This is a genomic window from Caulobacter sp. GW821-FHT12F03 (assembly GCF_058806855.1).
Genome location: NZ_JBXAQC010000001.1, coordinates 870,896 through 894,676, shown reverse-complemented (window position 1 = coordinate 894,676; position 23,781 = coordinate 870,896). Strand labels below are relative to the sequence as shown.

Annotated in this window: 25 protein-coding genes; 15 read left to right on the top strand and 10 right to left on the bottom strand. The window is 69.9% G+C overall.

Annotated elements, in window-relative coordinates:
- Window positions 1-39: 39 nt before the first annotated feature.
- Complete coding sequence (locus AC1RN0_RS04370) at window positions 40-1,890, bottom strand: phosphoenolpyruvate carboxykinase (GTP) (RefSeq protein ID WP_492786207.1); 1,851 nt, start codon at window positions 1,888-1,890, stop codon at window positions 40-42.
- A gap of 309 nt (window positions 1,891-2,199) precedes the next feature.
- On the opposite strand from AC1RN0_RS04370, the gene AC1RN0_RS04365 reads away from it, so the two are divergent.
- From AC1RN0_RS04365 to AC1RN0_RS04335, 7 genes are all read left to right on the top strand, one after another.
- Window positions 2,200-4,311, top strand: a complete 2,112-nt coding sequence (locus tag AC1RN0_RS04365) for an acylase (RefSeq protein WP_492786206.1) — start codon at window positions 2,200-2,202, stop codon at window positions 4,309-4,311.
- A gap of 67 nt (window positions 4,312-4,378) precedes the next feature.
- Entirely contained in the window at window positions 4,379-5,620 is a 1,242-nt protein-coding gene (locus AC1RN0_RS04360) for an FAD-dependent oxidoreductase (protein ID WP_492786205.1), read from the top strand.
- Window positions 5,620-5,970, top strand: a complete 351-nt coding sequence (locus tag AC1RN0_RS04355) for a nuclear transport factor 2 family protein (RefSeq protein ID WP_492786204.1) — start codon at window positions 5,620-5,622, stop codon at window positions 5,968-5,970. The genes AC1RN0_RS04360 and AC1RN0_RS04355 overlap by 1 nt, the downstream gene beginning before the upstream one ends.
- Window positions 5,971-6,011: 41 nt before the next feature.
- The gene (locus tag AC1RN0_RS04350) at window positions 6,012-6,869 is read left to right on the top strand and encodes a transglutaminase family protein (protein WP_492786203.1); all 858 of its coding nucleotides are present in this window, start codon (window positions 6,012-6,014) and stop codon (window positions 6,867-6,869) included.
- A gap of 29 nt (window positions 6,870-6,898) precedes the next feature.
- Window positions 6,899-7,048 carry a hypothetical protein gene (locus AC1RN0_RS04345; RefSeq protein WP_492786202.1) on the top strand — a complete coding sequence of 50 codons (150 nt, stop codon included), beginning with the start codon at window positions 6,899-6,901 and terminating at the stop codon, window positions 7,046-7,048.
- Window positions 7,049-7,196: 148 nt separating this feature from the next.
- Window positions 7,197-8,111, top strand: a complete 915-nt coding sequence (locus AC1RN0_RS04340) for a hypothetical protein (RefSeq protein WP_492786201.1) — start codon at window positions 7,197-7,199, stop codon at window positions 8,109-8,111.
- Window positions 8,112-8,188: 77 nt separating this feature from the next.
- Window positions 8,189-9,622 (top strand): MFS transporter, encoded by a 1,434-nt coding sequence (locus AC1RN0_RS04335; RefSeq protein WP_492786200.1) that lies wholly within the window; start codon window positions 8,189-8,191, stop codon window positions 9,620-9,622.
- A 3-nt stretch (window positions 9,623-9,625) separates the two neighbouring features.
- Here AC1RN0_RS04335 and AC1RN0_RS04330 read toward each other — a convergent pair whose 3' ends face one another.
- The 4 genes from AC1RN0_RS04330 to AC1RN0_RS04315 form a co-directional block, all read right to left on the bottom strand.
- Window positions 9,626-10,702 (bottom strand): Glu/Leu/Phe/Val family dehydrogenase, encoded by a 1,077-nt coding sequence (locus AC1RN0_RS04330; protein ID WP_492786199.1) that lies wholly within the window; start codon window positions 10,700-10,702, stop codon window positions 9,626-9,628.
- 82 nt (window positions 10,703-10,784) lie between these two features.
- Window positions 10,785-11,780 carry an alpha/beta fold hydrolase gene (locus AC1RN0_RS04325; RefSeq protein WP_492786198.1) on the bottom strand — a complete coding sequence of 332 codons (996 nt, stop codon included), beginning with the start codon at window positions 11,778-11,780 and terminating at the stop codon, window positions 10,785-10,787.
- Window positions 11,777-12,364: a uracil-DNA glycosylase family protein gene (locus tag AC1RN0_RS04320; protein WP_492786197.1), complete on the bottom strand. Its 588-nt coding sequence runs from the start codon at window positions 12,362-12,364 to the stop codon at window positions 11,777-11,779. The genes AC1RN0_RS04325 and AC1RN0_RS04320 overlap by 4 nt, the downstream gene beginning before the upstream one ends.
- A gap of 14 nt (window positions 12,365-12,378) precedes the next feature.
- Complete coding sequence (locus AC1RN0_RS04315) at window positions 12,379-12,618, bottom strand: DUF3253 domain-containing protein (RefSeq protein ID WP_492786196.1); 240 nt, start codon at window positions 12,616-12,618, stop codon at window positions 12,379-12,381.
- Between the two features lie 193 nt (window positions 12,619-12,811).
- On the opposite strand from AC1RN0_RS04315, the gene AC1RN0_RS04310 reads away from it, so the two are divergent.
- The 6 genes from AC1RN0_RS04310 (at window position 12,812) to AC1RN0_RS04285 (ending at window position 16,033) form a co-directional block, all read left to right on the top strand.
- A complete protein-coding gene (locus AC1RN0_RS04310; protein ID WP_492786195.1) occupies window positions 12,812-13,558 on the top strand; it encodes a helix-turn-helix transcriptional regulator in 747 nt (248 codons plus the stop codon).
- Window positions 13,559-13,633: 75 nt separating this feature from the next.
- Complete coding sequence (locus AC1RN0_RS04305) at window positions 13,634-14,329, top strand: acyl-homoserine-lactone synthase (RefSeq protein ID WP_492786194.1); 696 nt, start codon at window positions 13,634-13,636, stop codon at window positions 14,327-14,329.
- A complete protein-coding gene (locus tag AC1RN0_RS04300) occupies window positions 14,326-14,538 on the top strand; it encodes a hypothetical protein (RefSeq protein ID WP_492786193.1) in 213 nt (70 codons plus the stop codon). Before AC1RN0_RS04305 ends, AC1RN0_RS04300 begins: the two co-directional genes overlap by 4 nt.
- Window positions 14,539-14,613: 75 nt before the next feature.
- A complete protein-coding gene (locus tag AC1RN0_RS04295) occupies window positions 14,614-15,003 on the top strand; it encodes a helix-turn-helix domain-containing protein (protein WP_492786192.1) in 390 nt (129 codons plus the stop codon).
- A 72-nt stretch (window positions 15,004-15,075) separates the two neighbouring features.
- Complete coding sequence (locus AC1RN0_RS04290; RefSeq protein ID WP_492786191.1) at window positions 15,076-15,528, top strand: PaaI family thioesterase; 453 nt, start codon at window positions 15,076-15,078, stop codon at window positions 15,526-15,528.
- Window position 15,529: 1 nt separating this feature from the next.
- Window positions 15,530-16,033 carry a GNAT family N-acetyltransferase gene (locus AC1RN0_RS04285; protein WP_492786190.1) on the top strand — a complete coding sequence of 168 codons (504 nt, stop codon included), beginning with the start codon at window positions 15,530-15,532 and terminating at the stop codon, window positions 16,031-16,033.
- 173 nt (window positions 16,034-16,206) lie between these two features.
- Here the strand turns inward: AC1RN0_RS04285 and AC1RN0_RS04280 are convergent, their stop codons facing one another.
- The 5 genes from AC1RN0_RS04280 to AC1RN0_RS04260 all read right to left on the bottom strand — a co-directional run bounded on the left by AC1RN0_RS04280 (window position 16,207) and on the right by AC1RN0_RS04260 (window position 21,670).
- On the bottom strand, window positions 16,207-16,674 hold the full coding sequence (locus AC1RN0_RS04280) for a molybdopterin-dependent oxidoreductase (RefSeq protein ID WP_492786189.1): 468 nt from the start codon (window positions 16,672-16,674) through the stop codon (window positions 16,207-16,209).
- The gene (locus tag AC1RN0_RS04275) at window positions 16,671-17,306 is read right to left on the bottom strand and encodes a glutathione S-transferase family protein (protein WP_492786188.1); all 636 of its coding nucleotides are present in this window, start codon (window positions 17,304-17,306) and stop codon (window positions 16,671-16,673) included. The genes AC1RN0_RS04280 and AC1RN0_RS04275 overlap by 4 nt, the downstream gene beginning before the upstream one ends.
- A 28-nt stretch (window positions 17,307-17,334) precedes the next feature.
- The gene (locus AC1RN0_RS04270) at window positions 17,335-18,663 is read right to left on the bottom strand and encodes a NupC/NupG family nucleoside CNT transporter (RefSeq protein WP_492786187.1); all 1,329 of its coding nucleotides are present in this window, start codon (window positions 18,661-18,663) and stop codon (window positions 17,335-17,337) included.
- 109 nt (window positions 18,664-18,772) lie between these two features.
- On the bottom strand, window positions 18,773-19,483 hold the full coding sequence (locus AC1RN0_RS04265) for an EF-hand domain-containing protein (protein WP_492786186.1): 711 nt from the start codon (window positions 19,481-19,483) through the stop codon (window positions 18,773-18,775).
- Between the two features lie 120 nt (window positions 19,484-19,603).
- Window positions 19,604-21,670, bottom strand: coding sequence for a S46 family peptidase (locus AC1RN0_RS04260; RefSeq protein ID WP_492786185.1), 2,067 nt, complete (start codon window positions 21,668-21,670; stop codon window positions 19,604-19,606).
- A gap of 178 nt (window positions 21,671-21,848) precedes the next feature.
- Between AC1RN0_RS04260 and AC1RN0_RS04255 the strand changes: the two genes are divergently transcribed.
- Both AC1RN0_RS04255 and AC1RN0_RS04250 read left to right on the top strand, forming a co-directional pair.
- A complete protein-coding gene (locus AC1RN0_RS04255) occupies window positions 21,849-23,024 on the top strand; it encodes an ABC transporter permease (RefSeq protein ID WP_492786184.1) in 1,176 nt (391 codons plus the stop codon).
- The gene (locus AC1RN0_RS04250) at window positions 23,021-23,779 is read left to right on the top strand and encodes an ABC transporter ATP-binding protein (RefSeq protein ID WP_492786183.1); all 759 of its coding nucleotides are present in this window, start codon (window positions 23,021-23,023) and stop codon (window positions 23,777-23,779) included. Before AC1RN0_RS04255 ends, AC1RN0_RS04250 begins: the two co-directional genes overlap by 4 nt.
- The last annotated feature ends 2 nt before the right edge of the window (window positions 23,780-23,781 follow it).

Genomic DNA, 23,781 nt, shown 5'->3' with positions numbered 1-23,781 from the left:
GCTTTTCTGTTCTCTGCCGGGAAGACGGCGGGACGGCTCCTACGCCGGTTCGGTCACCTTCGCCGCCGCGCCTTCCAGCCGGGCCTTGAGCGCCGTCAGCTGATCCCACAGTTCCTTCGGCATGCGGTCGCCGAACTTCTCGTAGAAGGCCGGGATCAGCGAGGCTTCCTCGCGCCAGACGTCGACGTCGACGGTCTTGAGCAGCCTGATCTGCGCCTCCGTCAGGCCCAGGCCCACGGTGTCGAGCGAACCCGGCGCCGGCACGCGGCCGATCGGGGAGTCGACGGCTTCGGCCTCGCCTTCGAGGCGGTCGAAGATCCACTTCAGCACGCGGCTGTTCTCGCCGTAGCCCGGCCAGACGAAGCGGCCGTCCTCGCCCTTGCGGAACCAGTTGACCATGAAGATGCGCGGCAGCTTGGCCGCGTCGGCCTTGGCGCCGACGTCCAGCCAGTGGCCGAAATAGTCACCCATGTTGTAGCCGCAGAACGGCAGCATGGCGAACGGGTCGCGGCGCAGCTCGCCGACCTTGTTCTCGGCCGCGGCGGTGCCTTCGGAGGCGACGGTCGAGCCCATGAACACGCCGTGCGCCCAGTCGAACGCCTCGGTGACCAGCGGCACGGCGCTGGCGCGGCGGCCGCCGAACAGGATCGCGCTGATCGGCACGCCCCGGGGATCGTCCCATTCGCTGGCGATGACCGGGCACTGGCCGGCCGGCACCGTGAAGCGGGCGTTGGGATGAGCCGCGGGATCCGGGCTCTCCGGCGTCCAGGGCCGGCCGCGCCAGTCGGTCAGGTGCGCCGGCTTCTCGTCGGTCAGGCCTTCCCACCAGACGTCGCCGTCATCGGTCAGGGCCACGTTGGTGAAGACGGTGTTCTTGTGCAGCGCCTCGATGGCGTTGCGGTTGGTGCCCATGCCGGTGCCCGGCGCCACGCCGAAGAAGCCGGCTTCCGGGTTGATGGCGTAGAGGCGACCGTCGTCGTGGAAGCGCATCCAGCAGATGTCGTCGCCGATCGTCTCCGCCTTCCAGCCGGGAATGGTCGGCTGCAGCATGGCCAGGTTGGTCTTGCCGCAGGCGCTGGGGAAGGCCGCCGCCACGAAGCGCACCGCGCCCTTGGGGCTGGTCAGCTTGAGGATCAGCATGTGCTCGGCCAGCCACCCCTCGTCGCGGGCCATGACGCTGGCGATGCGCAGGGCGTAGCACTTCTTCCCGAGCAGGGCGTTGCCGCCGTAGCCCGAGCCGTAGGACCAGATCTCGCGGCTTTCCGGATAGTGGACGATCCACTTGTCGTCGTTGCAGGGCCACGGCACGTCGGCCTCGCCGGGGCTCAGCGGCGCGCCGAGCGTGTGCACGGCCGGCACGAAGAAGCCGTCGTCGCCCATCATGTCGAGGGCCTGCTTGCCCATGCGGGTCATCACCCGCATCGAGATGGCGACGTAGGCGCTGTCGGTGATCTCCACGCCGAGCGCGCTGATCGGCGAGCCGATCGGGCCCATGCAGAACGGCACGACGTACATGGTGCGGCCGCGCATGCAGCCGTCGAACAGACCGGCCAGGCGGTCGCGCATCTCTTCGGGATCGGCCCAGTTGTTGGTCGGGCCGGCGTCGATCTCCTTCTCGGAGCAGATGAAGGTGCGGCTCTCGACGCGGGCGACGTCGCGCGGGTCGGAGGCGGCGTAGAAGCTGTTGGGGTGCTTGACCGGGTCCAGGCGCTTGAGCGTGCCGGCCGCGACCAGCCGGTCGGTCAGCAGCGTCCACTCCTCGTCGGAGCCGTCGCACCAGTGGATGGCGTCAGGTTTGGTGAGCGCCGCGACAACCCGCACCCAGGCGAGCAGTCGCGCGTGTTTGGTCGGAGCCTTGTCAAGGCTCTCAGCCGTCGTTTCGCCGCCCATCACCGGCGTCCTCCTATGTAACGGGCGTCGGAGAACAGGCCACTTGCTGTGGCTCTTGAAACGACGCCTTGCGCGGGGTTCTGGGTAACCGCCGGGGGGGCCGCGGGCAAGCCGAAAGCGACCTGCCGGACCCTCCGACCAAGGACTTTGGGGAGGAAAAATCCCGTGCCGGGGCCAAACGCCGGCGCCTGCCGGTGACGTTTTCCCTACGTCACCGGTGGGGACACCCCCTTCATTGCGTGTCCCCCTGCTGGTTGCGGCCTCGCCCGGTTGGGAACAGGATCGCCGTCAATATCCGGGGGGAGTCGCATGCGTTGGATCTGGAGAGTATTGCTGGCCATTGTCGGGCTGGCGGTGGGCGCCGCGATCACCCTGGCGCTCAGCAGCCTGGCGACGGCGCCGCGCATGCCGCCGCTGACTCCGCTGATCGAGAAGGCGCGGGCCTATGACGTGGTCATCCGCCGTGACCGCTTCGGCGTGCCGCACATCCTCGGCAAGACCGACGCCGACGCCGCCTTCGGCCTGGCCTTCGCCCACGCCGAGGACGACTTCGAGACCATCCAGACGGTGGCGCTGGCCACGCGCGGAACGCTGGCCGCCAGCGAGGGCGCAAAGGCCGCGCCCGGCGACTACATCGTCAATCTGCTCGGCGTCTGGAACGCCGTGAACGCCCGCTATGACAGGGACCTGCCGCCGGACGTGAAGGCGGTGCTGCAGGCCTACGCCGACGGGGTGAACTACTATGCCGCCCGCAATCCGGGAAAGGTCACTCCCGGGCTGCTGCCGCTGACCGGCAAGGACATCGCGGCCGGCTTCGTGTTCAAGACGCCGTTCTTCTACGGCCTCGACGGCGAGTTGAAGCGACTGACCAACGCGACGGACGACGGCCTGCCCAAGGGCTCCAACGGCGTGGCCGTGGCCCCGTCCCGCTCGTCCGACGGCGCGACGCGGCTGCTGGTCAACTCGCACCAGCCCTATACCGGCCCGGTGGCCTGGTACGAGGCGGTGGTCGAGAGCGGCGAAGGCTGGCACGTGGCCGGCGGCTTCTTCCCCGGGTCGCCGTTCATGCTGCACGGCCACAACGCGCACCTCGGCTGGGCCAACACCGTCAACAATCCCGATCTCGTCGACGTCTACCGCCTGACGATCAACCCGGCGAACAAGGACGAGTACCGGCTCGACGGCAAATGGGTGAAGTTCGAGAAGGGCGTGGCCAGGCTGCGCATCAAGCTCTGGGGGCCGTTCAGCTGGACGGTGAAGAAGGAGGTCCTGCGCTCGGCCCACGGCCCGGCCATGCGGACGAAGGGCGGGGTGTTCGCCATCCGCTACGCCGGCATGGATACGGTGCGCCAGCCGCTGCAGTACTGGCGGCTCGACAAGGCCGAGACCCTCGACCAGTGGCGGGCGGCCATGGCCCTGCAGGCCCTGCCGAGCATCAACTACGTCTACGCCGACGAGAAGGGTAACATCGGCTACGTCTACAACGGCCTGTTCCCCAACCGCCGCGAGGGCGTCGACTGGTCTGGCGTCCTGCCGGGTGACCGCTCGGACCTGATCTGGAAGGGTTATCTGCCGTTCGACCGCACGCCGCAGGTCTGGCAGCCGAAGGGCGGGCTGGTGTTCAACGCCAACAACACGCCGTTCCAGGCCACGGCCTTCGGCGACGGCCTGGACCCGTACGCCTTCAGCCCGACCATGGGCATCCAGACCAACATGACCAACCGCGCGCTGCGCGAGACCGAGACCTTCGCCGCCGACGACCAGATCACGCCGGAGGAGTTCCGCGCCTACAAGTTCGACGTGACCTACAGCCACCGCTCGGCCGTGGCGGCCTTCGTCGGTGAACTGCTGGGCCTCGACCCCAAGGGCGACGCCGACATCGCCGCCGCCCAGGCCATCCTGGGCCGGTGGGACTACACGACCAGGGTGACCAGCCGGGGCGCGGCCCTGGCCATCCTGACCGCCCAGCCGGTGATCACCGCCCGCGACAGCCATGACCCGAAGGCCCCGACCGCCCGCCAGGCGCTGCTCGACACGATCAAGCTGCTCAAGACCCATTACGGACGGCTCGACCCGGAATGGGGCCAGGTCAACCGTATCCGCCGCGGAACCGTCGACCTGCCGATCGACGGCGGGCCGGACACCCTGCGGGCGGTCTACGGCAAGCCTGGCGACGACGGCCGGCTGACGGCGCTGGCCGGCGACACCTTCATCATGTTCGTCACCTGGGACCGTGACGGCGTGCTCTCCAGCCAGAGCATCCATCAGTTCGGGACGGCGACCCTCGACGCGAAGGCGCCGCACTACGCGGACCAGACCGCGCTGTTCGCGGCCCAGCGGTTCAAGCCGGTGCTGTTCACCGAGGCCCAGCTGGCCGGCAACGTCGTCGAGACCTACCGCCCGGGATTCCGCGCCCACTGACGCGGGGTCACGGTTGCCACGCCCGCCGCCGGGCCTACGATCCCGGAAAAATCCGGGAGGACAGGACATGACGGGCAGGCACGAGGTGGTGATCGTCGGCGGCGGCGTCGGCGGATCGGCCCTGGCGGCCAGCCTGGCCGCGGCCGGCGTCGATGTGCTGCTGCTTGAACAGACCGACGTCTACCAGGACCGGGTTCGTGGCGAATGGATCGCGCCCTGGGGCGTGGCCGAGGTGCGCCGCATGGGCCTGCTCGACACCCTGCGGGGCCCGGGCGGCGGCCACTATGTCACCCGCCACGTGACCTATGACGAGAGCCGCACGCCACAGGAGGCCGAGGCCGCGACCCTGCCGCTCGGAATGTTCGCCGCCGACATTCCCGGCCCGCTGACCCTCGGCAACCCGCACCACTGCCAGACGCTGTTCGACGCGGCCACCGGGCGCGGGGCGACCACCCTGCGCGGCGCCATGGTGACGACCATCACGCCCGGCGCCGATCCGTCGGTGACGTATCTGCACAATGACGTCGAGCACACCGTCCATTGCCGGTTGATCGTCGGCGCCGACGGCCGCGCCTCCGCCGTGCGCGAGGCCTGCGGCATCCCCCTGCACCAGGACCGGCCGCACCACTGGTTCGCCGGCATGCTGGTCGACCAGGCGCCCGACTGGCCCGAAGACCTGCAGGCCATCGGCACCGAGGACGACTTCGGCTTCCTCGCCTTCCCGCAGGGCGACGGCAAGGTGCGGCTGTATGGCAGCTACGCCCTCGAACAGAAGCGCCGCTTCGCCGGGCCGGACGGGCCGCGCCAGTTCCTCGACGCCTTCAACGTCGCCTGCAGCCCGATCAACGAGACGCTGGTCGCCGGGACCCCCGCCGGCCCGGTCCTGAGCTTCTTCAACAACGACACCTGGACCGACCAGCCGTTCACCGAGGGCGCGGTGCTGATCGGCGACGCGGCCGGCTGGAACGATCCGATCGTCGGCCTCGGCCAGTCGATCACCTATCGCGACGCCCGCACGGTGCTCGAGGTGCTGACCGGCGGGACCGACTGGTCGCCGGCGGCCTTCGCCGACTACGCCGCCGAACGGGACGAACGCCTGCGCCGCCTGCGGTTCTGCGCCAACATCACCTCGGTGCTCGACGCCGAGTTCGGTCCGGATGCCAGGGCCCGCCGGCGCCGCCACTTCGAGCGCACCCTCGCCGACCCCACGCTCGGCATGCACGGCTTCGCCGTCATGGCCGGCCCGGAGACGCTGCCGCCCGAGGTCTTCACCCCCGAACACCGCGCCCGAGTCCTGGAGACCGCCTGATGGATATCGAAGACTTCAACCGCCGCTGGCTGGCCGCCTGGACCGCCAAGGACGTCGAGGCCCTGATCGGGTTCTACGCGCCGGGCTGCACCTACAAGGACCCGCAGACCGCGGCCGGCATCGTCGGCCATGACGCCCTGCGCGGCTACCTGACCGGCCTGTTCGCCGCCACGCCGCCGATGACCTACGAGCCGGAAACGGTCTGGGCGATCGACAAGGGCTTCTGCGGCCGCTGGTACTGCACCATCGACGGCCCGGACGGCCCGACGCGCATGCGCGGCTTCGATCTGGTCGAATTCGACGGCGACCGCATCGGCTGGAACGAGGTCTACGTCCACCCCCTGCCCTGAAAGAATGGAACCGGCGTCGCCGCGCGGGGTTTCCCGCCCGCATGGCCCGCCTGACCATCTTTCACGAGACGCGCTACAGCTACGAGCGGCCGGTCCGCTTCGGCCAGCATCGCCTCATGCTGCGCCCGCGCGACAGCCACGCGATCCGCGTCATCGAGGCCAGGCTGACCCTGTCGCCGCCGGGCAAGACGCGCTGGGTCTATGACGCGCTCGGCAACTGCGTCTGCCTGTTCGCGCCGGACACGCCGGGGCGGACCCTGTCGATCGTCAGCCGGCTGGTCATCGAGCGGTTCCCCGCGCCCCTGACGCCGGACAACCCGCATACCGCCCTGCCGATCCGCTACCCCGCCGAGGACCGCCTGCTGCTCGCGCCCTTCATGACGCCGGCCACCGACGACGAGGACCCGCGCCTGCTGGCCTGGATGGCCGACCAGGCCGGCCGCCCCGGCGAGCCGGCGCTCGACCGGCTGATGCGCATGACGGCGGCGATCCACGCCGCGTTCGACTACCAGGAACGCCACGCCGAGGGCGTCCAGTCCCCGGCCCGCACGCTGGCGCTCGGCAGCGGCGCCTGTCGCGACTTCGCCTGGCTGATGATCGAGACCCTGCGCCGCCAGGGCTACGCGGCGCGGTTCGTCAGCGGCTACATCAACGGCGGCGCCCGCAAGGGCGGCGGCGCGACCCACGCCTGGGTCGAGGTCTTCCTGCCCGATCTCGGCTGGACCGAGTTCGACCCGACCAACGACCTGACCGAGTCCCCCGACCTGATCCGCGTCGCTGTGGCCCGCACCCCGGCCGAGGCGGCGCCGGTCAGCGGGACGATCTTTGGAAATCCCGGCCCCTCGGAACTGGATGTCACCGTAACGGTTTCGCCAGTGGAGGCCGTCGAGGCCGCCTGATCCCCCGTAAGCGTACCCAGGAGCGGCCCATGACCAGCGGCTTCCAGCAGCAACAGACCCCCCACGGCGCCTTCGCCGCGCCCCGCTCGGCCCCCACGCCGCAACACGGTCAGAAGTCCGACCAGGCCTGCGCCCGCCCTCTGCCGAAGCGCGTCATCGTCCCGCGCCCCGGCCACTGATCCGATACCGCATCGCAGCAACCCGGATTGGGCCAAAAATGTCGCCTGATCGGGATGTTAATCACTCGCGCGCGTCGCGAGCGGGCTTGTTTGTCGTAAAGCCGTGGTTAACGTGCGGCGTGAGGAGCAGGTGGGGAGCTGCGCTTTCATGCGCGCGAGAACAGCCACGGCGGTGTTCACGGTCACGGTGTTGGGGGCGGCAGCCTTCGGCGCCGCGTCGAGCATGAGCGCGGCGACCGACGGCCTGTCCTCGGACTCCCTGATGGCCGGCGCCCACATGGGAGACGCCTTCAGCGGCGCGACCGCGCGCGCCGCCGATGATCCCGACGCCCCGATCGCCACCGGCCGCTGGGCCGAGAACGCCGCGCCGGTCGAACTGGCCGGCGGCCCGTCCGCCCAGACCCCGACCGCCGCGCCCGCGCCCGAACCGATCCGCCTGTCGCGGCCCGCGGCGCCTGCCGCGTCCGGAACCGCCCGTCTGGCCCTGCTGGAGCCGGCGCCCGAACAGGCCGCCCGCGCGCCGGTCAGCGTACCCCTCTCCCGTCTCGCCCTGTCGTCGCCCGCCGGGGCCGCGCCGGCGGCGCCCGAGCCGCGCATCCAGCTGGCCATCAGCGAACAGGGCCTGATCCCGCCGGGCGCGGGACTCGATCTCGGCTCCAGCGTGTTCAGCGAACCGATCGTCAGCCTGCGTCCGTCGCGGCAGTCGGTCGACATCAAGCGCATGACGCTGCGCGTCGGCCCCAGCCGGGTCGGCAAGAAGGGCCGCTGGTTCGTCTTCGCCGCCGGCTCCGGCCAGGCGTTCGGCCTGAACCTGCTGCGCGATCCGCTGCGCGGCTGGAAGCCGGCCGGCTGGTCGGTCGAGCAGCTGGCGGAATTCGGCAAGGCCCAGCTGGGCATCGGCTGGCGCAGGGATTCCCGACAGCTGGCGGTCAGCGTCGCCCGCCGCGAACTGGGCGCCTACGGCATCTCCCGCGAGGACACGGTGTTCGGGATCAGCTTCACCGTCAGCGGCAAGCCCGCGCCGAAGACCCGCTTCGAGCAGCGGCTGCCCCGCGCCCACTGATCCCTTTCCGGCGGTTATTGCGACCGTTTCGCTGATTCCGTTTGAAGCGCGGTCGCGGGCGGCGTTAACACCGGATCGTGCCAGACAGCGAGCCCATCCTGGCGGCGTCCGATGCGCCGCTCCCGCCGCCGCCCCGTGACGTGCCGCGCATCGCCTATCTCGCCGTCGCCAGCGCCCTGTTCATGGAGTTCATCGACTCCACGGCCCTGTCCACCGCCCTGCCGACCCTGGCCCGCGCCTTCCACGCCGACCCGGTTCACCTCAAGCTCGCGCTGACCTCCTACATCCTGGCCCTGGCCGTGTTCGTGCCGATCAGCGGCTGGGCGGCCGAACGCTTCCAGCCGCGCCGGGTGTTCCTCGGCGCGATGGTCGTGTTCCTCGTCGGCTCCGCCCTGTGCGGCTTTTCGACCAGTCTCGGCGAGCTGGTCGCAGCCCGCATCATCCAGGGCGCCGGCGGCGCGTTGATGACCCCGGTGGCGCGGCTGATCGTGGTCGGCTCGGCCCCGCGCAACGACCTGATCCGCGCCATGGGCTGGTTCACAATGCCGGCCCTGGCCGGACCGCTGATCGGGCCGCCGCTGGCCGGCTTCGTGCTGTCGGTGGCCGACTGGCCGTGGATCTTCTTCATCAACATCCCCATCGGCCTGCTGGGGATGATCGCGGTGCTGCGTTTCGTGCCGCGCCTGCCGAGCCTCGACCCCGGCCGGTTCGACTGGAGCGGCTTCTTCCTGTCGGCCGCCGCCATCACCGGCATCGTGGTGGTCGCCGAGACCGGCGGCCTGAGCCTGATCCCCTGGTGGGCGCAGATCGGCCTGGTCGCCGCGTCGGTCACGGCCGGCTGGGGCTATCTGAAGCTGGCCCGGACCAAGGCGCGGCCGATCCTCAATCTCGGCCTGCTGCGCTATCCGACCTTCCGCGCCAGCCTGCTCGGCGGCACGCTGATGCGGCTGGGCGTCGGCGCGGGGCCGTTCCTGATGCCGCTGCTGCTGCAGGTGGCGCTCGGCTGGACGCCGCTGCAGGCGGGCTCGGTGACCCTCGCCGGCGGCCTCGGGGTGTTCGTCTCCCGACCGTTCGCCGCGCCCATGCTGAAGCGCTGGGGCTTCCGCGCGACCCTGCTGACGCTCGTCGCCCTGACCGCCATCCTGACGGCCATGCCGGGCTTCTTCCGCGAGGCCACGCCCGTCTGGCTGATCATGATGTCGCTGGGCCTGTCGGGCTTCATGCGCTCCAGCCAGTTCATCGCCACCAACACCATCGCCTACGCCGACGTGCCGCAGAGCGAGATCGCCCAGGCCTCGACCCTGTCGGTGGTGACGCAGCAGATCGGCCTGGCCCTTGGGGTCAGTTTCGGCGGCATGATGCTGCATCTGGCGCGAGGGTCCGGCGGCGTGCTGACGCCCGACCGCTTCACCCTGCCCTATCTGGCGATCGGCGCGACGACCCTGCTGTCGGCGCTGGTTTACTACCGCCTCGACCGCAACGCCGGGGCGGCGATCAGCGGCGCAAAGTAAGGCTCAGGCGGCTTTCTTCGCGGCCACGGCCCCGGCGATGCGCGCCTTGGCCATCTCGTCGGCGACTTCGTGGGTCGGACGCGTCTCGGCCAGCGAGCGGTCGAGAATCTCGCCGAGGGTCGCGGTCAACCGGGTCAGCTTCGCCTCGACCCAGGCCGGGTCGAATGCGGTTCCCGCCTCGATGGCGGCGATCTCGGCCGCCACATTGATGATGCCGCCGCCGTTGATGACGTAGTCGGGCGCATAGAGCAGGCCGCGCTCGAACAGCAGCGCGCCGATCTCCGGCGAGGCCAGCTGGTTGTTGGCCGCGCCGGCGACGACCCGGCCCTTGATCCGCGACAGGGTTTCGGCGTTGACCGCCCCGCCCAGGGCGCAGGGGGCGAACACCTCGGCCTCGACGTCGAAGATCGCCGCCGGCGGTACGATGGTCGCGCCCGTCCGGGCGGCGACCCGGGCCAGGGCGGCCTCGTTGACGTCGGTGATGATCAGCTCGGCGCCGGCGTCGGCCAGCTTTTCGGCCAGGTAGGCGCCGACATGGCCCACGCCCTGGATCGCCACGCGCACGCCCTTGAGATCGCGGCCGTAGGCGCGCTCGACGCACAGCCGCACACCGCGGAACACGCCCTCGGCGGTGACCGGACTGGGATCGCCCGAGGCGGCCGGATGGCCCTCGAGGCCGGCGACGTAGCGGGTCTGCTTGCGGGCGCTCATCAGGTCGTCCGGCGAGACGCCGACGTCCTCGGCGGTCCAGTACCTGCCGCCCAGACCATCGACCGCGCGGCCGAAGGCCTCGAACAGCGCCGGCGTCTTCTGGGTGCGGGCGTCGCCGATGATCACCGACTTGCCGCCCCCCAGCGGAATGTCGGCCATGGCGTTCTTGTAGGACATGGCCCGCGACAGCCGCAGGGCGTCAGTCAGGGCCGCGTCGTCGGATTCGTACGGCCACATGCGGCAACCGCCGGCGGCCGGTCCCCGCGCCGTGGAGTGAACGGCGATGATCGTCTTGAGGCCGGTCGTTTCGTCAAAGACGGCATGGACGCCTTCGTGGTTCTCGAAGGCGGGATTATCGAAAACAGACATGCCGGGTTCCGGACTGATCAGGGGGAAATCGTGCGCGCGGGTTTACGCTTCGCCAGCCGCCCTCACAACCCAAAACGAGCGATCAGGCGCGGGGTTGCGGCCCGGGCGGCGGGATGGGCGGCGCGTCCGACGGCAGCGGCGCAGCCGGATCGAGGATGAAGCTCTGGATGTCGGCGATCACCACCTCCCGCTGCAGGTCCCGGGTCAGCAGGTGCCAGCCGTGGGCGTAGTAGGCGGTGCGGTCGGCGGCCTTCAGGCGGCTCGCCGCCTTGAAGGCGGCCACCTTGGGGATGACCTCGTCATGGGCCCCGTAGAAGTAGCCGACCGGCGCGGCGATGCGGCCGGTGGACTCCCAAGCCGTCTGCATCAGGTCGACGAGGCCGTAGAGGGTGTCGTTGCGCGCGCCCCAGATCATCATCGGGTCGCGGCCCATGGCGATCAGCTCCTCGCGGTTGTCGCTGGGATGCACCCGGTCGACGACCCACGACGGCGGCCGCAGCACGGTCTCGCCGGCCAGATGGGCGGTGAACCACAGGGCCGTCTTGAACGGCAGCGGCTGGGCCGACCAGCCCCAGACGGCCGGCGCCATCAACACCACGGCGTCGGCGGCCGGCGGGCGGTCCGAGGCGAAGGCCGCGATGGCCACGCCGCCGCCCATGCTCTCGCCGGCCACGACCAGTCTCGCCTTCGGATGGCGCTGGCGCAGCAGGGCGACGAACACCCGCAGATCCTCGGTCATCAGCGCCTCGCCGGCCCAGACCCCGCGCCCGGGCGAGCGGCCGAAGCCGCGCTGGTCGAAGGCGTAGGTGGCGATCCCCGCCTTCGCCCAGACCGGCGCGGCGAAGTGGAAGGCGTTGGAATAGTCGTTCATGCCGTGCAGGGCGGCGACCACCACCGTCGGCTCGCCGTCCGGCAGCCAGCGCTTGAGACCCATCCGGCTCCCGTCGAAGCTGACGAAGGTGTCGTCTTCCAGCCTCGGCCCGCTGAAGCCGACCTCCGGCGCGCCGGCCATCTGAACCATCGGCGCGCAGCCGGTGACGGCGGCGCTGGCGGACAGGAGGAACAGGCGTCGGTTCATGCCGCCAGCATGCCCGCGACCGTCTGGCGAATAAAGGGCGTGACCTCGTCCTCGAACCATGGATTGCGGCGAAGCCAGGCGGTGTTGCGCCACGAGGGATGCGGCGTCGGCAGATAGCCGAGCGGCAGGAAGGCGCGCCACGCCCGCACGGTCTCTGTCATGTTGCCCTTCATCCGGTCGCCGAGCGCCCAGGCCTGGGCGTAGCCGCCGACCAGCAGGGTCAGCTCCACCTTCGGCAGCGCGGCCAGCAGCGGCTTGCGCCAAAGCGCCGCGCATCGTGGCGGCGGCGGATAGTCGCCGCCCTTCGGACTTGTGCCGGGGAAGCAGAACGCCATCGCCGCCACCCCGAACGCCGGATGGCCGTAGAAGGTCTGACGGTCCACGCCGAGCCAGTCCCGCAACCGGTCGCCCGACGGATCGTCAAACGGCAGGCCGCTCTCGTGCACGCGCCGGCCCGGCGCCTGGCCGCAGATCAGCAGCCGCGTCTGCGCGGTGACGCGCACCACCGGCCGCGGCGTGTGGGGAAGATCATCGGCGCAGGCGCGGCAGGCGCTGATGTCGGTGAGGATGGTCTCGAGACTCATCCTCCGGATATGGGTCAGGGCAGACGCAGGCGGTAGACGCCGCGAAAGCTGTCGGGGTCCGCCGGCTTGCCGTGGCGGGTGATGACCACGGTTCCTGCGCGGGCCATGCCGACGGCCGTCGACCGCACCTGGCCCAGCACCCGCTGCCAGCGCTCCGGCTGGATGATCTTGGCCACCTCGGACGGGTCGATACTCTTGCCGGGCGGCAGCGCCTTGAGCAGGTCCAGGATGGTGTCTTCAATCGGAGAGGTCATGGCGAAACCCGTACTACGCCCTGCTCGCTATGGGGCCGCGCCGTCGCTATGAACGGCGCGCGCGGCGATAACAAGCGCCCGGCGCCCGGCGCCTCGGCCGTCCGGCGCGACAATCCGCGCGACGGTCGTGTGAAATCGGCGATTTGCAAAGCCCGCACGCAACCCTAGGGTCTTCCGGCGGCGGAGCTTGACCATGCTGGACGACACGACGCGAGCCACGGTCTTCCGCTTCCTGCAGGACGCCCAGGGCATCGCCACGCTCGAGGACCTCAACGACCGCTTCACCGGCGCGGTGAAGGCGCTCGGGTTTTACGGCGCCGTCTATATCCGCCTGTCGGCGGATGGCCGCCTGCTGCCGCCCCGGCCGGTGTTCGGCGATCCGCCGGAAGGCTGGGTCGACCACTACTTTGCCAACAACTACGCGCGGTTCGACACGGCCATCCCGATGTCGTTCCAGTCGCGCGAGCCGTTCACCTGGAGCGAAGCCGCCGAGCGCGGCATGGAGCGCAAGACCCAGACCCTGTTCGGCGAGGCCTATGAGTGGTGGCGGTCCGAGGTGCTGATCTGCCCCGTTCGGGGAATCAACGGCGGCCTGTCGATCATCGACCTGACCATGGACCGCGGCCGCCGTCTGGCCCCCGAGGAACGCTCGACCGCCCATGCCCTGGCCAGTCTCTACGCGGTGGCGGGCGAGGGCTTCCTCGAACGGCCCGAGCCGCCGCAGGAACTCGACCGTCCGCTCACCTGGCGCGAGGCCGAGTGCGTCTACTGGGTCTGCCTCGGCAAGTCGGACGAGGAGATCGGCCGCATCCTGTCCATCTCGCGCAAGACGGCCAACCACCACGTCGAGTCGGCCAAGACCAAGCTCGGGGTCGCCACCCGCGCGGCGCTTTCCTGGAAGGCCTTCGCCCTGGGGCTGGTCCAGCCGCCGGTGTTCTGACCCAACAATAGGGTGAACGCCCCATAGTGGGGCGGCCGGGCCTGAACGACGCTCGCCTCCACCAGGAGGCAGGCCATGATCCATGTTGTGACCCATGCGCTGCGCGGGGTTTACGCCGACCAGATCGCCGCCATGCATCGCATGCGACGGGAGACCTTCATCGTCGCCCGGGGCTGGGCCCTCGAAGAGCGCGACGGCGGCGAATACGACCGCGGCGACGATGAGCAGGCCCTCTATTTCATGATGCTCGACGAGGACGGCGGCCTGCAGGTCAGCATCCGCGTAAGGCCGGTGCTGGACTGGAGCATCCTGATCGACGAGATGCCGGCCTGCGTCGAGGGCGACGCCGAGGCCCTGCGTCGTCCGGACGTCTGGGAGATGGCCCGGCACCTGGCCAGCGGTCAGGGGCGGTCGGTCGGCGAGGCCAGGCGGCGCGCGGCGGAATTCCGCATCGCCATGCTCGAGGCGGCCCGGGCGCGGGGCGTGACCCGCATCGTCGGCTCGGTGGACGTCGGCCTGCTGGCGCACGGAGTCCGCTCCTGGTTCGACCTGAAGCCGCTCGGGCTGCCGGTGGTCTACCCCGAGGGCGGCGCCGCGGTCGGCTACGAGATTCCGGTCACCGACGATCTGATCCACCGGCTGCGGCGGGCCAACGGCCTGCTGACGCCGGCGGTGTTCGAACTGTCGCCCGACGCGGCCTCGGCGCTCACGCCGGCGCAGCTTGAACGGGCGCATCGCGCCGCCAACACCATGAGTGACACCCCGGCATGATCCCGCCCGACGAAGACTTCGCCAGCCTCGCGATCGATCACCGCGTGTTCCTGGATCTGATGGACCGGCTTTCGCCCGACCGCCGCCGTGTGGTCGGGGTGTTGCTGCAGAAGGTCGCCCTGCTGGAAGCCGAACAGGGCGAATCCGCGGCCCTGTCCCTGATCGACGACATCTCGCTGATCCTCTCCAGCGCCGAAACCACCCACTAGACTCGGTCAGCAACTCGACTCACCATCCGAGTACAGAGCCATCCAGAAGGGCTCGACGGGGGAGATGCTTGGAGAATGCCTGATCCTATTGATGTCGGCGTCGGCGCGCGGATACGCATCCGACGTCGGGAACTGGGCGTCAGCCAGACAACCCTCGGCCAGCACCTGGGGCTGACCTTTCAACAGATCCAGAAATACGAACGCGGGGCCAATCGCGTCTCGGCCTCGATGCTGGTGCGCACGGCCGCCTGTCTGGACTGTTCGGTGGCCTTCCTCGTGGGGGAGCAGGAAGGGTCGGCGGGACACCTTTCAGGCGGGTTGCTGGCGCGACTGGCCGAGCCGGGCGTGGCCGAGCTGGTTGAGGCGTTCAACGCGATCAGGAGCCCCCAGGCGCGCACGGCCCTGATGCAGCTGGCCCGCAGCATGGTCGACGACGACGGCGACGACGACGCCACGCCCGCCTGACCGGCGCCGATGTCCGCTTGAGCGACGACCGATAGCCGCCTATCAGCCAGCCTGAAGGTCGAGGAGAACGGCATGGACGGCGGCAACGAGATTTCGAGCGGACCGCGGCTGACGACGGACGGCGAATGGGCCGGCTGGCGCAGCTGGGACGGCGATCCCTTCGAGACGCAGTCGGGCCCCTACTATTTCCGCGTCGAGGACGACGGGACGACGCGCTGCGCCTTTCGCGCCGAGCGCAAGCACATGAACGGCGGCGGCTTCATGCACGGCGGCTGCATGATGACCTTCGCCGACTTCGCCCTGTTCGCCATCGCCCATGAGCAGCTCGAGGGCGGCCACGCCGTCACGGTCAGCCTCAACGGTGAGTTCATCGGCCCGGCCCACGAGGGCGACCTCGTCGAAGCGACCGGCGAGGTGATCAAGGCCGGCAAGTCGATGGTCTTCATCCGCGGCCTCGTCTCGACCGGCGGCGCGCCGATGCTGTCCTTCTCGGGCGTGATCAAGAAGGTCGCGCGGAGGCTCTGACGTGGCCCTGGTCGACGCCACGCCCGACGACATTCCCGCTATCATGGCGATCGAGCAGGACCCGGCCTACGAGCTGTTCATCGGCAGTTTTGCGGCCGGCGAGCACGCCGCGCGGATGGCCTCGACCAACGATCACTACTTCGTCTGGCGCGAGGACGGACGCGTGCTGGCCTTCGCCATCCTGTCGAAGCTGGACGAACCCCACGGCGTGGTTCTGCTCAAGCGTCTGGGCGCCGCGCGGACCGACACCGGCCTCAGCCGCCGGATGATGCCCGTGCTGATCGACCGGGTGTTCGAGCAGTTCGGCGCCAATCGCTTCGAGCTGGATGTCGCGGTTCTGAACCCCAGGGCCACGCACATCTACCGTCGCGAGGGCTTCGTCCACGAAGGCACGGTCCGCGAGGTCTACCGCTTCCGGGACGGCGCCTATCACTCGTCCCACCTGTTCGCCATGCTGCGCCGGGAATGGGAGGCCCTGCCCCGCCGGCGGGTGACGCAGATTTAATGCGGGTGACACAAGCTTAACTGGGCTTGGGGTTCGGCTCCGGCGACACCATCTCCTGTTCAAGAGGGATGATGATGAAGAACCTGCTCGTACTTGCGATTTCAGCGGCCAGCGCGCTCGGCGCCCTGTGGCTGCTGCTCGCCGTGCCGACCGTGCACAGCCTGGCGTGACGCCTAGGGCGCCGCCACCACCGACACCGACACCACATCGCGCACGCCCCGGTCCGGCCGGGCGTCAGCGTCGATCACCAGCCGCAAGACGCCGTCCCTGCGATCCAGCGGCCCGGTCTTCAGCCGGTCGGCGAGGATGATCGGGGCGTCGCGGAAACTCGGATCGGTCTCGGCGATCGACAGCACCGCGCGATAGCCGTCCTTGCCGGTGACCACGACGAACGCCTGCATCGGCTTGCCGTGCAGGCGCGGGCCCTGCGGCACGCCGGCCTCGCGCAGCACGGCCGACAGGCTGACGCCCTGATAGACCGCCTTGCCGCCCAGACGCGCCTCGGCCCGGGGCAGCGCCGCCAGGGCCTCCGGCGTCAGCGTCGTGACCTTGCCCTCGGCATTGGTCACGGTCAGCGACTGGGCCAGCGCCGCGAGCGGGGTCAGCACCAGCGCGGCGGCGACCAGCAGCGCGCGCATCACGCCGCCACCGTCCCGGCCTTCGCCGCCGGTCGCGCCAGCATGCCGGCGTACCAGCGCGTGACGTTGGCCATTTCTTCGGGAATGGCGAACCTGGCCATGCGCGAGAAGTCGATCGCGGTGGCGGCGAGGATGTCCGCCATGGTGATCCGGTCGGCGGCAATGAACGGGCTTTCGGCCAGCCGCCGGTCGAAGAACTTCAGCGTCCGCGTCGCGCCGGCGCGATTGGTCTCGGCGATCTCCGGAACCTGCTTTTCCAGCGCGGCCAGCGCCGGATGGCTGTGGCGCACGGTCATCATCAGCGGCGTGGCCAGCATCATCTCGGTGCGGCGGCACCACATCTCGATGACCGCAACCTCCTTCGGATCGCGGCCGAACATGTTGGGCTCGGGGAATACGCTCTCCAGGTAGCGACAGATGGCCACCGACTCGGTGATCGCCGTGCCGTCGTCCATCTCCAGCATCGGCACGTTCGCGAGGCCCGCCTTGGCCAGATAGTCCGGCTGCTTGTGCTCGCCGTTGAAGATGCTCACGTCGATGATCTCGACCTGGTCCTCGGCTTCCGCGCCCTTCTCGGCCAGGAACCAGCGCACCCGGCGCGGGTTCGGCGCCCGCAGGCTGTCATAGAGTTTCACGACGTCTCCCCGTTCTCGTTCTTGTCTGTCAGCCGCCGAACAGCATCGCCGGCAGCAGCCCGACCAGCGAGGCGGTCAGGCAGGTGGCGAGGAAGCCGGCCAGCATGGCCTTCCAGACCATGGCCATGACCTCGGCCCGCCGCGTCGGCACCAGCACCGTGTAGCCGGCGACGTTGATCCCGACCGAGGCGATGTTGGCGAAGCCGCACAGGGCGTAGGTCATGATCATCCGGCTGCGCTCGCTCAGGGCGTCGGCCGGCAGTTCGCTCATCTTGATGAAGGCGGTGAACTCGGTCAGCACCAGCTTGGTGCCGAGCAACAGGCCGCCGGTCGGCGCCTCGCTCCACGGCAGGCCCAGCGCATAGGCCAGCGGCGCGAAGGCCGCGCCCAGACCCCGCTCGATGCTCATCGGCGCCCCCCACAGCGGCGGCAGGGCGGCGAGGATCAGGTCGGCCATGGCGATCAGGGCGACGAACACGATCAGGGTCGCGCCGACGTTCAGCACGATGGTCAGGCCGTCGCCCGTGCCCTTGATCAGGGCGTCGACGGAGCTGTCGTAGTGCTTGTCCTCGGCCTCCATGAGGCTGTCGTCGGCCTCGGCCGGATCCGCCGGAATAAGGATCCGCGCCAGCAGCACGCCGGCGGGCGCGGAGATGATCGAGGCGGTCAGAACATGGGCGGCGGCGTCGGGCAGCACGCCCTTCAGGATCGTCGCGTAGGCCACCATGGTCGAGCCGCTGACGCAGGCCATGCCGACCGAGATCAGCATGAACAGCTCCGACCGGGACAGCTTGTCGAGGTAGGCGCGGATGAAGATCGGCCCCTCGACCTGACCCATGAAGATGGTCGCCGCGGTCGCCAGGCCGATCGGCCCGCGCAGGCCGAGGATCTTCTGGAACAGGAAGCCGAAGCCCTGGGTGATCCACTTCAGGATCTTCCAGTGCCACAGCAGCGCCGACAGGGCGCAGACCACCAGGATCACCGGCATGACCTGGAAGGCGAAGATGAACACCCCGCCCGGACCGGTCACCGGATAGGGCTGGTCGCCGCCGGCGAGGAAGCCGAACACGAAGCTTGTTCCGGCGCGGGTGGCGGTCCCCAGGCCCTCGACGGCGGCGCTCGCGCCGTTCAGCACGCCCTGCACGCCGGCGCTCAGCCAGAAGAGCGGGTTGTAGACGTTGTGCGCCGCGTCGAGCCTCGGCAGGCCGAACAGCAGCAGCACCAGCCCGACCTGGATGATCAGCGAGCCGATCGTCAGCTTCAGCGGGAACCGCTTGCGGTTCTCCGACAGCGCCCAGCAGAGGCCGAGCACGAAGACGACGCCGATCAGGCTCTGGGCGTTGGCGGGCTGGAACATGAACTCCCCCTTGGCCGCGAGTCCCCTGCCCGCGTCCAGTCGGCCGATTGACTACGAAGGGGTGCGGCCGCGCAAGGGCCGGGCGTTCTGCCCGACCCCCGGGGCGTGCTTACGCCGCGAGAGAGGTGGTCGTCGCCGTCGTCGAATCCGTCGTGTCGGCGGTCAGCTGGCTGATCAGCCTGGCCAGCAGGGTCGAGGCGTCGCTGGAGAACCCAGACTGCGTCGAGTCCGTGGTCTGTAGCGAGGCGAGCAGTTCGGCCATGCTGACCTTGCCGTCGCCGTTGGTGTCGAGCGGATCGGACGTGCTCGAGGCGCCCGTCGTGTCGTTGGCGGCCGAGGCTTCCTTCGGGCCATGGCCGCCGCCGGGGGGCGGAGGCGGCGCGGCGGCCTTGAACTCGTCGAGCGACAGCGCGCCGTCGCCATCGGTGTCCGCCTTCGCCACCAGGTCGGCCGCGCGCGTCGCCGTGTCGGTCCCGGCGGGCGCGCCCGGCGGAGCGTGCGCGGCCATGTCGGCGGCCAGTTCTTCGGCCGTCAGGGTCCCGTCGCTGTTGGAATCCGCGCCCGAGAAAATCTTCTGGGAGCGGTCCTCCTGCATCGACAATAAGGAACTCATTGTTGCAGAAGCGAAATTCTGGCCTCCGCCTTCGCCGCCGCGCATCGGCCGCGCCGAGCCGGAACTGCCGGGTTGCGGCAGGTTCTGCCCTATCGACTGAAACTCATCGGATGAAAGCTGACCGTCGGCGTTCAGGTCAGCCTTGGCGAACATCGCCTGCAGCTGCTGCTGCAGGGCCGACGAACCGCCTATGCTGGTTAGGGACATGGGATTTCTCCTGTCGGGAGACGCCGGTCGCGGTGTCGGCCGGCGTCGCTCCGGAACGGCCCGGAGCCCTCCAGGACTAGCGAGAACCGTTCCCGGGTCCGGTTTTCGCCACAATCCCGCTCACATTCCGAGCAGTTCCCTGACGAGCGCGTCCCGGCCGTACACCGTGCGCAGGGCTTCGGTGATGGTGGCGGTCGACACCACCACCGTGCGGTTGACGGTCCCGTCGTAGCCGTAGGCCCCGGCGATGCTGTGAATGTTGCCGTCGAACGCCGCGCCGATCACCTCGCCCCGGGCATTGATCACCGGCGAGCCGGAGTTGCCGCCGATGATGTCGTTGGTGGTGACGAAGTCATAGACCGTGTCCGGATTGAGCCGGTCTTTCGCCGCCAGCCAGCTGGGCGCCAGGGCGTAGGGTTCCGCCCCGGTGGCCCGGTCGAACAGGCCGCCGATGGTGGTGAACGGCCCGACCTCGCGGCCCTGCCAGGTCCAGCCGGCGACCTTGCCGTAGGACAGCCGCAGGCTGAAGGTCGCGTCGGGATAGACGCTGTCGCCATAGACCGCGAACCGGGCCTTCGCGACGCGCTCGGCGGCGCTGTCGGTCGGCGCGGTGACCTCGGTCTCCCAGGCGCGCCGGGCCGCGCGGGCCGCCGCGTCGGTGGCCAGGACGTAGCGGATCATCGGATCGTCCGAGGCCTTGATGGCCTCAAGCCCGCCGTCCCACAGCGCCTTGCGCACGGCCGGGTCGCCGAGCTTGGTGCCCGACACCAGCCGCTCGGCCAGCGCCTGGGGGCTCTCCTTGCCGAGCAGCAGCGTGACCGTCTCCGGCTCGGCCGTCAGGTATTCCCGCGCCTTGAGCAGCCAGAACTCCAGGTACAGCTGCTCCAGCTCCGGCTCGACCGGCGTGCCGATCTGCAGGCGGCGCGCGAGCATCGGCAGGCGGCTGTCGCCGAACTCCGGCAGGCGATCCGCCGACGGCAGCGCGCGCTCCTGCGCGCCGCGCACCAGCAGGCGGGCGTAGTCGAACAGGCGCGAGCCGCGGCCCGCGTCGGCCTCGAGCTGGCGATAGGGCGTGTAGTCCCGGGCGTAGGCGGCCTGGACGGCTTCCAGCTCCGCCCACGGATCGCCGACCTCGGCGACCAGCGCCGGATCGGCGGCGACCTTGGCCCGCAACTCGGCCTCGGCCCGGCGCTTGCCGGCCATGAAGGCGGCGTTGTTCAGCGCCAGTTGGCGGCCGTAAGCGACCTTGAAACCGTTCTCGAGGCCGAAGATTGCGTCGGTGACCACGCGCCGGGCCACGGGGCCGCGACGGCCGTACTCGATCAGCCGTCCGCGCAGTTCGGAGCGCTGCAGCTGGGCCAGCGGCACGCCGATGTCGCGCGCTGTTTCCAGCTGGCTCATGGTCAGCAGCCGCTCGGTGGAGCCAGGGTTGCCGGACACGAAGGTCACCTCGCCAGCCTTCGGGGCGGCCGGATTCCAGGTCAGGAAGGTCGGCGTCTTCACCGGCTTGCCGTCGTCATAGAGCCGCACGAAGGCGGCATCGAGGTCGTAGCGGGGGAAGTTGAAATTGTCGGGGTCGCCGCCGAAGAAGGCCGTGGCGAACTCGGGCGCGAACACCAGCCGCAGGTCGGTGTAGCGCTGGTAGCGATAGAGGGCGTAGCGCCCGCCCCGGTACAGGCTGATCACCTGGCAGCGCTGGCCGGACCGTCCGCGGCAGAACTCGTTTTCCACGGCGGTGGTCGCGGCGTCGCGCGCCTGGCCCCAGGCCTCGCCCCGCTTGCCGGCGGTGGCGGCGTTGATCCGGGCGGTCACGTCGGTGATCGCCACCAGCACCTCGCCGGTCATCCCCGGGCAGGTCTTTTCCTCATCCCGCGTGGCCGTCAGGAAGCCGTCCTTCAGATGGTCGACCGGTCCCGCCGACAGCGCCACGAGGCAGCTGCGCACACAGTGGTTGTTGGTCAGCACCAGGCCGTCCTTCGAGACGATCGACGCCGAGCAGCCCGGCAGACGGACCGACGCGGCCTGGACGCGATCCAGCCAGGCCTGGTCGATGGTCACGCCATAGTCGGCCTTCACCCGGGCCGCCGGGAAGGCGTCGAAGGTCCACATGCCCTCGTCCGCGGAGGCGGCGGAGGCGGTCAGCCCGCAGAAGAGCGCGGCGGCGAGGGCAAGGAAAACGCGGTTCATTGAAAAGCCTGCGAAATCGGGGAATAAACTGTCGATGGATAAGGGGAACTAGCGCGGCGGCGCCCGGCTGACCAGCATTTCGGGCAAGCCCTTACCCCGATTTAACTTGGCCGCGCGGTCCGTCCGATACAGAACCGCAAGACGTCCTGCACCGGGCGGTCGGGGAGTTGGGTTTGTCATGTCGCTGGCTCTGGCCACGCTGATTTATGAATGGCGCCGCTACATGGCGGCCGTGGTGGCGTTGGCGTTCTCGGGCCTGCTGGTGCTGGCCCAGGTCGGCATGTTCGTCGGCATCGGCAAGGGATTCACGGCCCAGATCGACCGCTCGCGCGCCGACATCATGGTGCTGGGTCCGGGCGCGACCGACCTGTTCGGCGGCGGCGGCGGCGGCTCGGGCCTGCCGCGTCGCTTCATTCCCATCGTGCTGTCGCATCCCGAGGTGGTCCAGCTGGCCCCGCGCGACGGATCGGGCGGCCGCTTCCAGAACATCGTCGCCAGCGATCCGCTGGCCCCGCCCGGAAAGCAGCCCGCCGGACGCAAGTCCGACTTCGTCCAGGCCACGGCCATCGACGCCATCCCCGGCTACGTGACCGTGCCGACCGACTACAGCAACGAACTGGTCGAGGCGCTGCGCCAGCCGTTCGCCATCGCCATCGACCAGACCGCGCTCAAGCGGCTCGGGGTGAAGCTGGGGGACAAGGCGATCTACAACGGCCGCACCGTGACCGTGGCCGCCGTCACCACCGGCTATCCCAACATGATGAACGCCCAGATCATCATGTCCCGCGACACGCTGCGCATGCTCGGCGAGGCCGACACCGGCGAGCGCGTCGGCCCCCTGATGGTCAAGATCGTCGATCCCTCGCGCGCCGAGATCGTCGCCGCGCAGCTCAACAAGATGGGCGGCGGCAAGTTCCGCGCCTGGACCCGGGCCGAGCTGGGCGAGGCCAACGAAACGGCGCTGTTCAAGGAGCAGTTCATCGCCATCCTGCTCGGTTTCTCGGCCTTCCTCGGCATCCTCATCGGCGTGGCCATCACCTGGCAGACCCTGCGCGGGGCGATCATGGCCAACATCAAGGAATTCGCCTCGCTGCGGGCGATGGGCATTTCCATGGGCAGCCTGCGCGGCATCGTCATGGAGCTGAGCTTCTGGGTCGGGGTGGCCGGGGTGTTCGCCTCGGGCCTGCTGACCTGGGGCGTGTCGAACCTGGCGCTGTCGGGCGGCGTCCCCATGGCCTTCCCGATCAGTCTGATCGCCATGGTCACGGGCTTTCTGCTGTTCATCGCCGTCCTCTCCGGCTTCCTGTCGCTCGGCGTGCTGAAGCAGAGCCAACCCGCGGACCTGCTGCGATGAGCCCCGTGAACGGAAACAACGGCCACAAGCTGGGCGAGAAGGCGATCGACGCCAAAGGCCTGGTCAAGCGGTTCAAGACCGGCCGCACCTTCATCGAGGTGCTCAAGTCGGTCGACTTCGACGCCCGCCACGGCGACGTGACCATGGTCATGGGCCCGTCGGGGTCGGGCAAGTCGACGCTGATCGCCGCCCTGTCCGGCCTGCTCAAGCCCGAGGAAGGCACGGTCCGGGCGCTCGAGGCCAACGACCTGTGGAGCCTGTCGTCGGGCCGCATCGACCGCTTCCGGCTGGACCACTGCGGCTTCATCTTCCAGGGCTTCAACCTGTTCCCCGCCCTCACCGCCCGCCAGCAGGTGATGACCGCCCTGCACTATCAGGGGGTCAGCAAGACCGAGGCGCGCGACCGCGCCCAGGCGGCGCTGGAAGAGGTCGGCCTGGCCGCCAAGGTCAACCAGCGACCCGCGGAGCTCTCCGGCGGCGAGAAGCAGCGCGTGGCGATCGCCCGGGCGCTGGCCAAGAATCCCAACCTGATCTTCGCCGACGAGCCGACCTCCGCGCTCGACGGCGAGAACGGCCAGGTCGTGATCCGGCTGCTGCGGCGGGCCGCGACCGAACGCGGCGCGGCGGTGATCTGCGTGACCCATGACCCGCGCCTGGAGGCCTATGCCGACCGGGTAATCCATATCGAAGACGGCCGCATCCTGGATGACGTTCGGCGCACGCCCGACGCCCATCCCGCGCCGCTCAGCCATTGACT

What these genes read in the sequence shown, in the direction of transcription:
- AC1RN0_RS04370 (WP_492786207.1), bottom strand. Translation starts at nt 1,890, where the DNA reads ATGGGCGGCGAAACGACGGCTGAGAGCCTTGACAAGGCTCCGACCAAA.
- AC1RN0_RS04365 (WP_492786206.1), top strand. Translation starts at nt 2,200, where the DNA reads ATGCGTTGGATCTGGAGAGTATTGCTGGCCATTGTCGGGCTGGCGGTG.
- AC1RN0_RS04360 (WP_492786205.1), top strand. Translation starts at nt 4,379, where the DNA reads ATGACGGGCAGGCACGAGGTGGTGATCGTCGGCGGCGGCGTCGGCGGA.
- AC1RN0_RS04355 (WP_492786204.1), top strand. Translation starts at nt 5,620, where the DNA reads ATGGATATCGAAGACTTCAACCGCCGCTGGCTGGCCGCCTGGACCGCC.
- AC1RN0_RS04350 (WP_492786203.1), top strand. Translation starts at nt 6,012, where the DNA reads ATGGCCCGCCTGACCATCTTTCACGAGACGCGCTACAGCTACGAGCGG.
- AC1RN0_RS04345 (WP_492786202.1), top strand. Translation starts at nt 6,899, where the DNA reads ATGACCAGCGGCTTCCAGCAGCAACAGACCCCCCACGGCGCCTTCGCC.
- AC1RN0_RS04340 (WP_492786201.1), top strand. Translation starts at nt 7,197, where the DNA reads ATGCGCGCGAGAACAGCCACGGCGGTGTTCACGGTCACGGTGTTGGGG.
- AC1RN0_RS04330 (WP_492786199.1), bottom strand. Translation starts at nt 10,702, where the DNA reads ATGTCTGTTTTCGATAATCCCGCCTTCGAGAACCACGAAGGCGTCCAT.
- AC1RN0_RS04325 (WP_492786198.1), bottom strand. Translation starts at nt 11,780, where the DNA reads ATGAACCGACGCCTGTTCCTCCTGTCCGCCAGCGCCGCCGTCACCGGC.
- AC1RN0_RS04320 (WP_492786197.1), bottom strand. Translation starts at nt 12,364, where the DNA reads ATGAGTCTCGAGACCATCCTCACCGACATCAGCGCCTGCCGCGCCTGC.
- AC1RN0_RS04315 (WP_492786196.1), bottom strand. Translation starts at nt 12,618, where the DNA reads ATGACCTCTCCGATTGAAGACACCATCCTGGACCTGCTCAAGGCGCTG.
- AC1RN0_RS04310 (WP_492786195.1), top strand. Translation starts at nt 12,812, where the DNA reads ATGCTGGACGACACGACGCGAGCCACGGTCTTCCGCTTCCTGCAGGAC.
- AC1RN0_RS04305 (WP_492786194.1), top strand. Translation starts at nt 13,634, where the DNA reads ATGATCCATGTTGTGACCCATGCGCTGCGCGGGGTTTACGCCGACCAG.
- AC1RN0_RS04300 (WP_492786193.1), top strand. Translation starts at nt 14,326, where the DNA reads ATGATCCCGCCCGACGAAGACTTCGCCAGCCTCGCGATCGATCACCGC.
- AC1RN0_RS04295 (WP_492786192.1), top strand. Translation starts at nt 14,614, where the DNA reads ATGCCTGATCCTATTGATGTCGGCGTCGGCGCGCGGATACGCATCCGA.
- AC1RN0_RS04290 (WP_492786191.1), top strand. Translation starts at nt 15,076, where the DNA reads ATGGACGGCGGCAACGAGATTTCGAGCGGACCGCGGCTGACGACGGAC.
- AC1RN0_RS04270 (WP_492786187.1), bottom strand. Translation starts at nt 18,663, where the DNA reads ATGTTCCAGCCCGCCAACGCCCAGAGCCTGATCGGCGTCGTCTTCGTG.
- AC1RN0_RS04265 (WP_492786186.1), bottom strand. Translation starts at nt 19,483, where the DNA reads ATGTCCCTAACCAGCATAGGCGGTTCGTCGGCCCTGCAGCAGCAGCTG.
- AC1RN0_RS04260 (WP_492786185.1), bottom strand. Translation starts at nt 21,670, where the DNA reads ATGAACCGCGTTTTCCTTGCCCTCGCCGCCGCGCTCTTCTGCGGGCTG.
- AC1RN0_RS04255 (WP_492786184.1), top strand. Translation starts at nt 21,849, where the DNA reads ATGTCGCTGGCTCTGGCCACGCTGATTTATGAATGGCGCCGCTACATG.
- AC1RN0_RS04250 (WP_492786183.1), top strand. Translation starts at nt 23,021, where the DNA reads ATGAGCCCCGTGAACGGAAACAACGGCCACAAGCTGGGCGAGAAGGCG.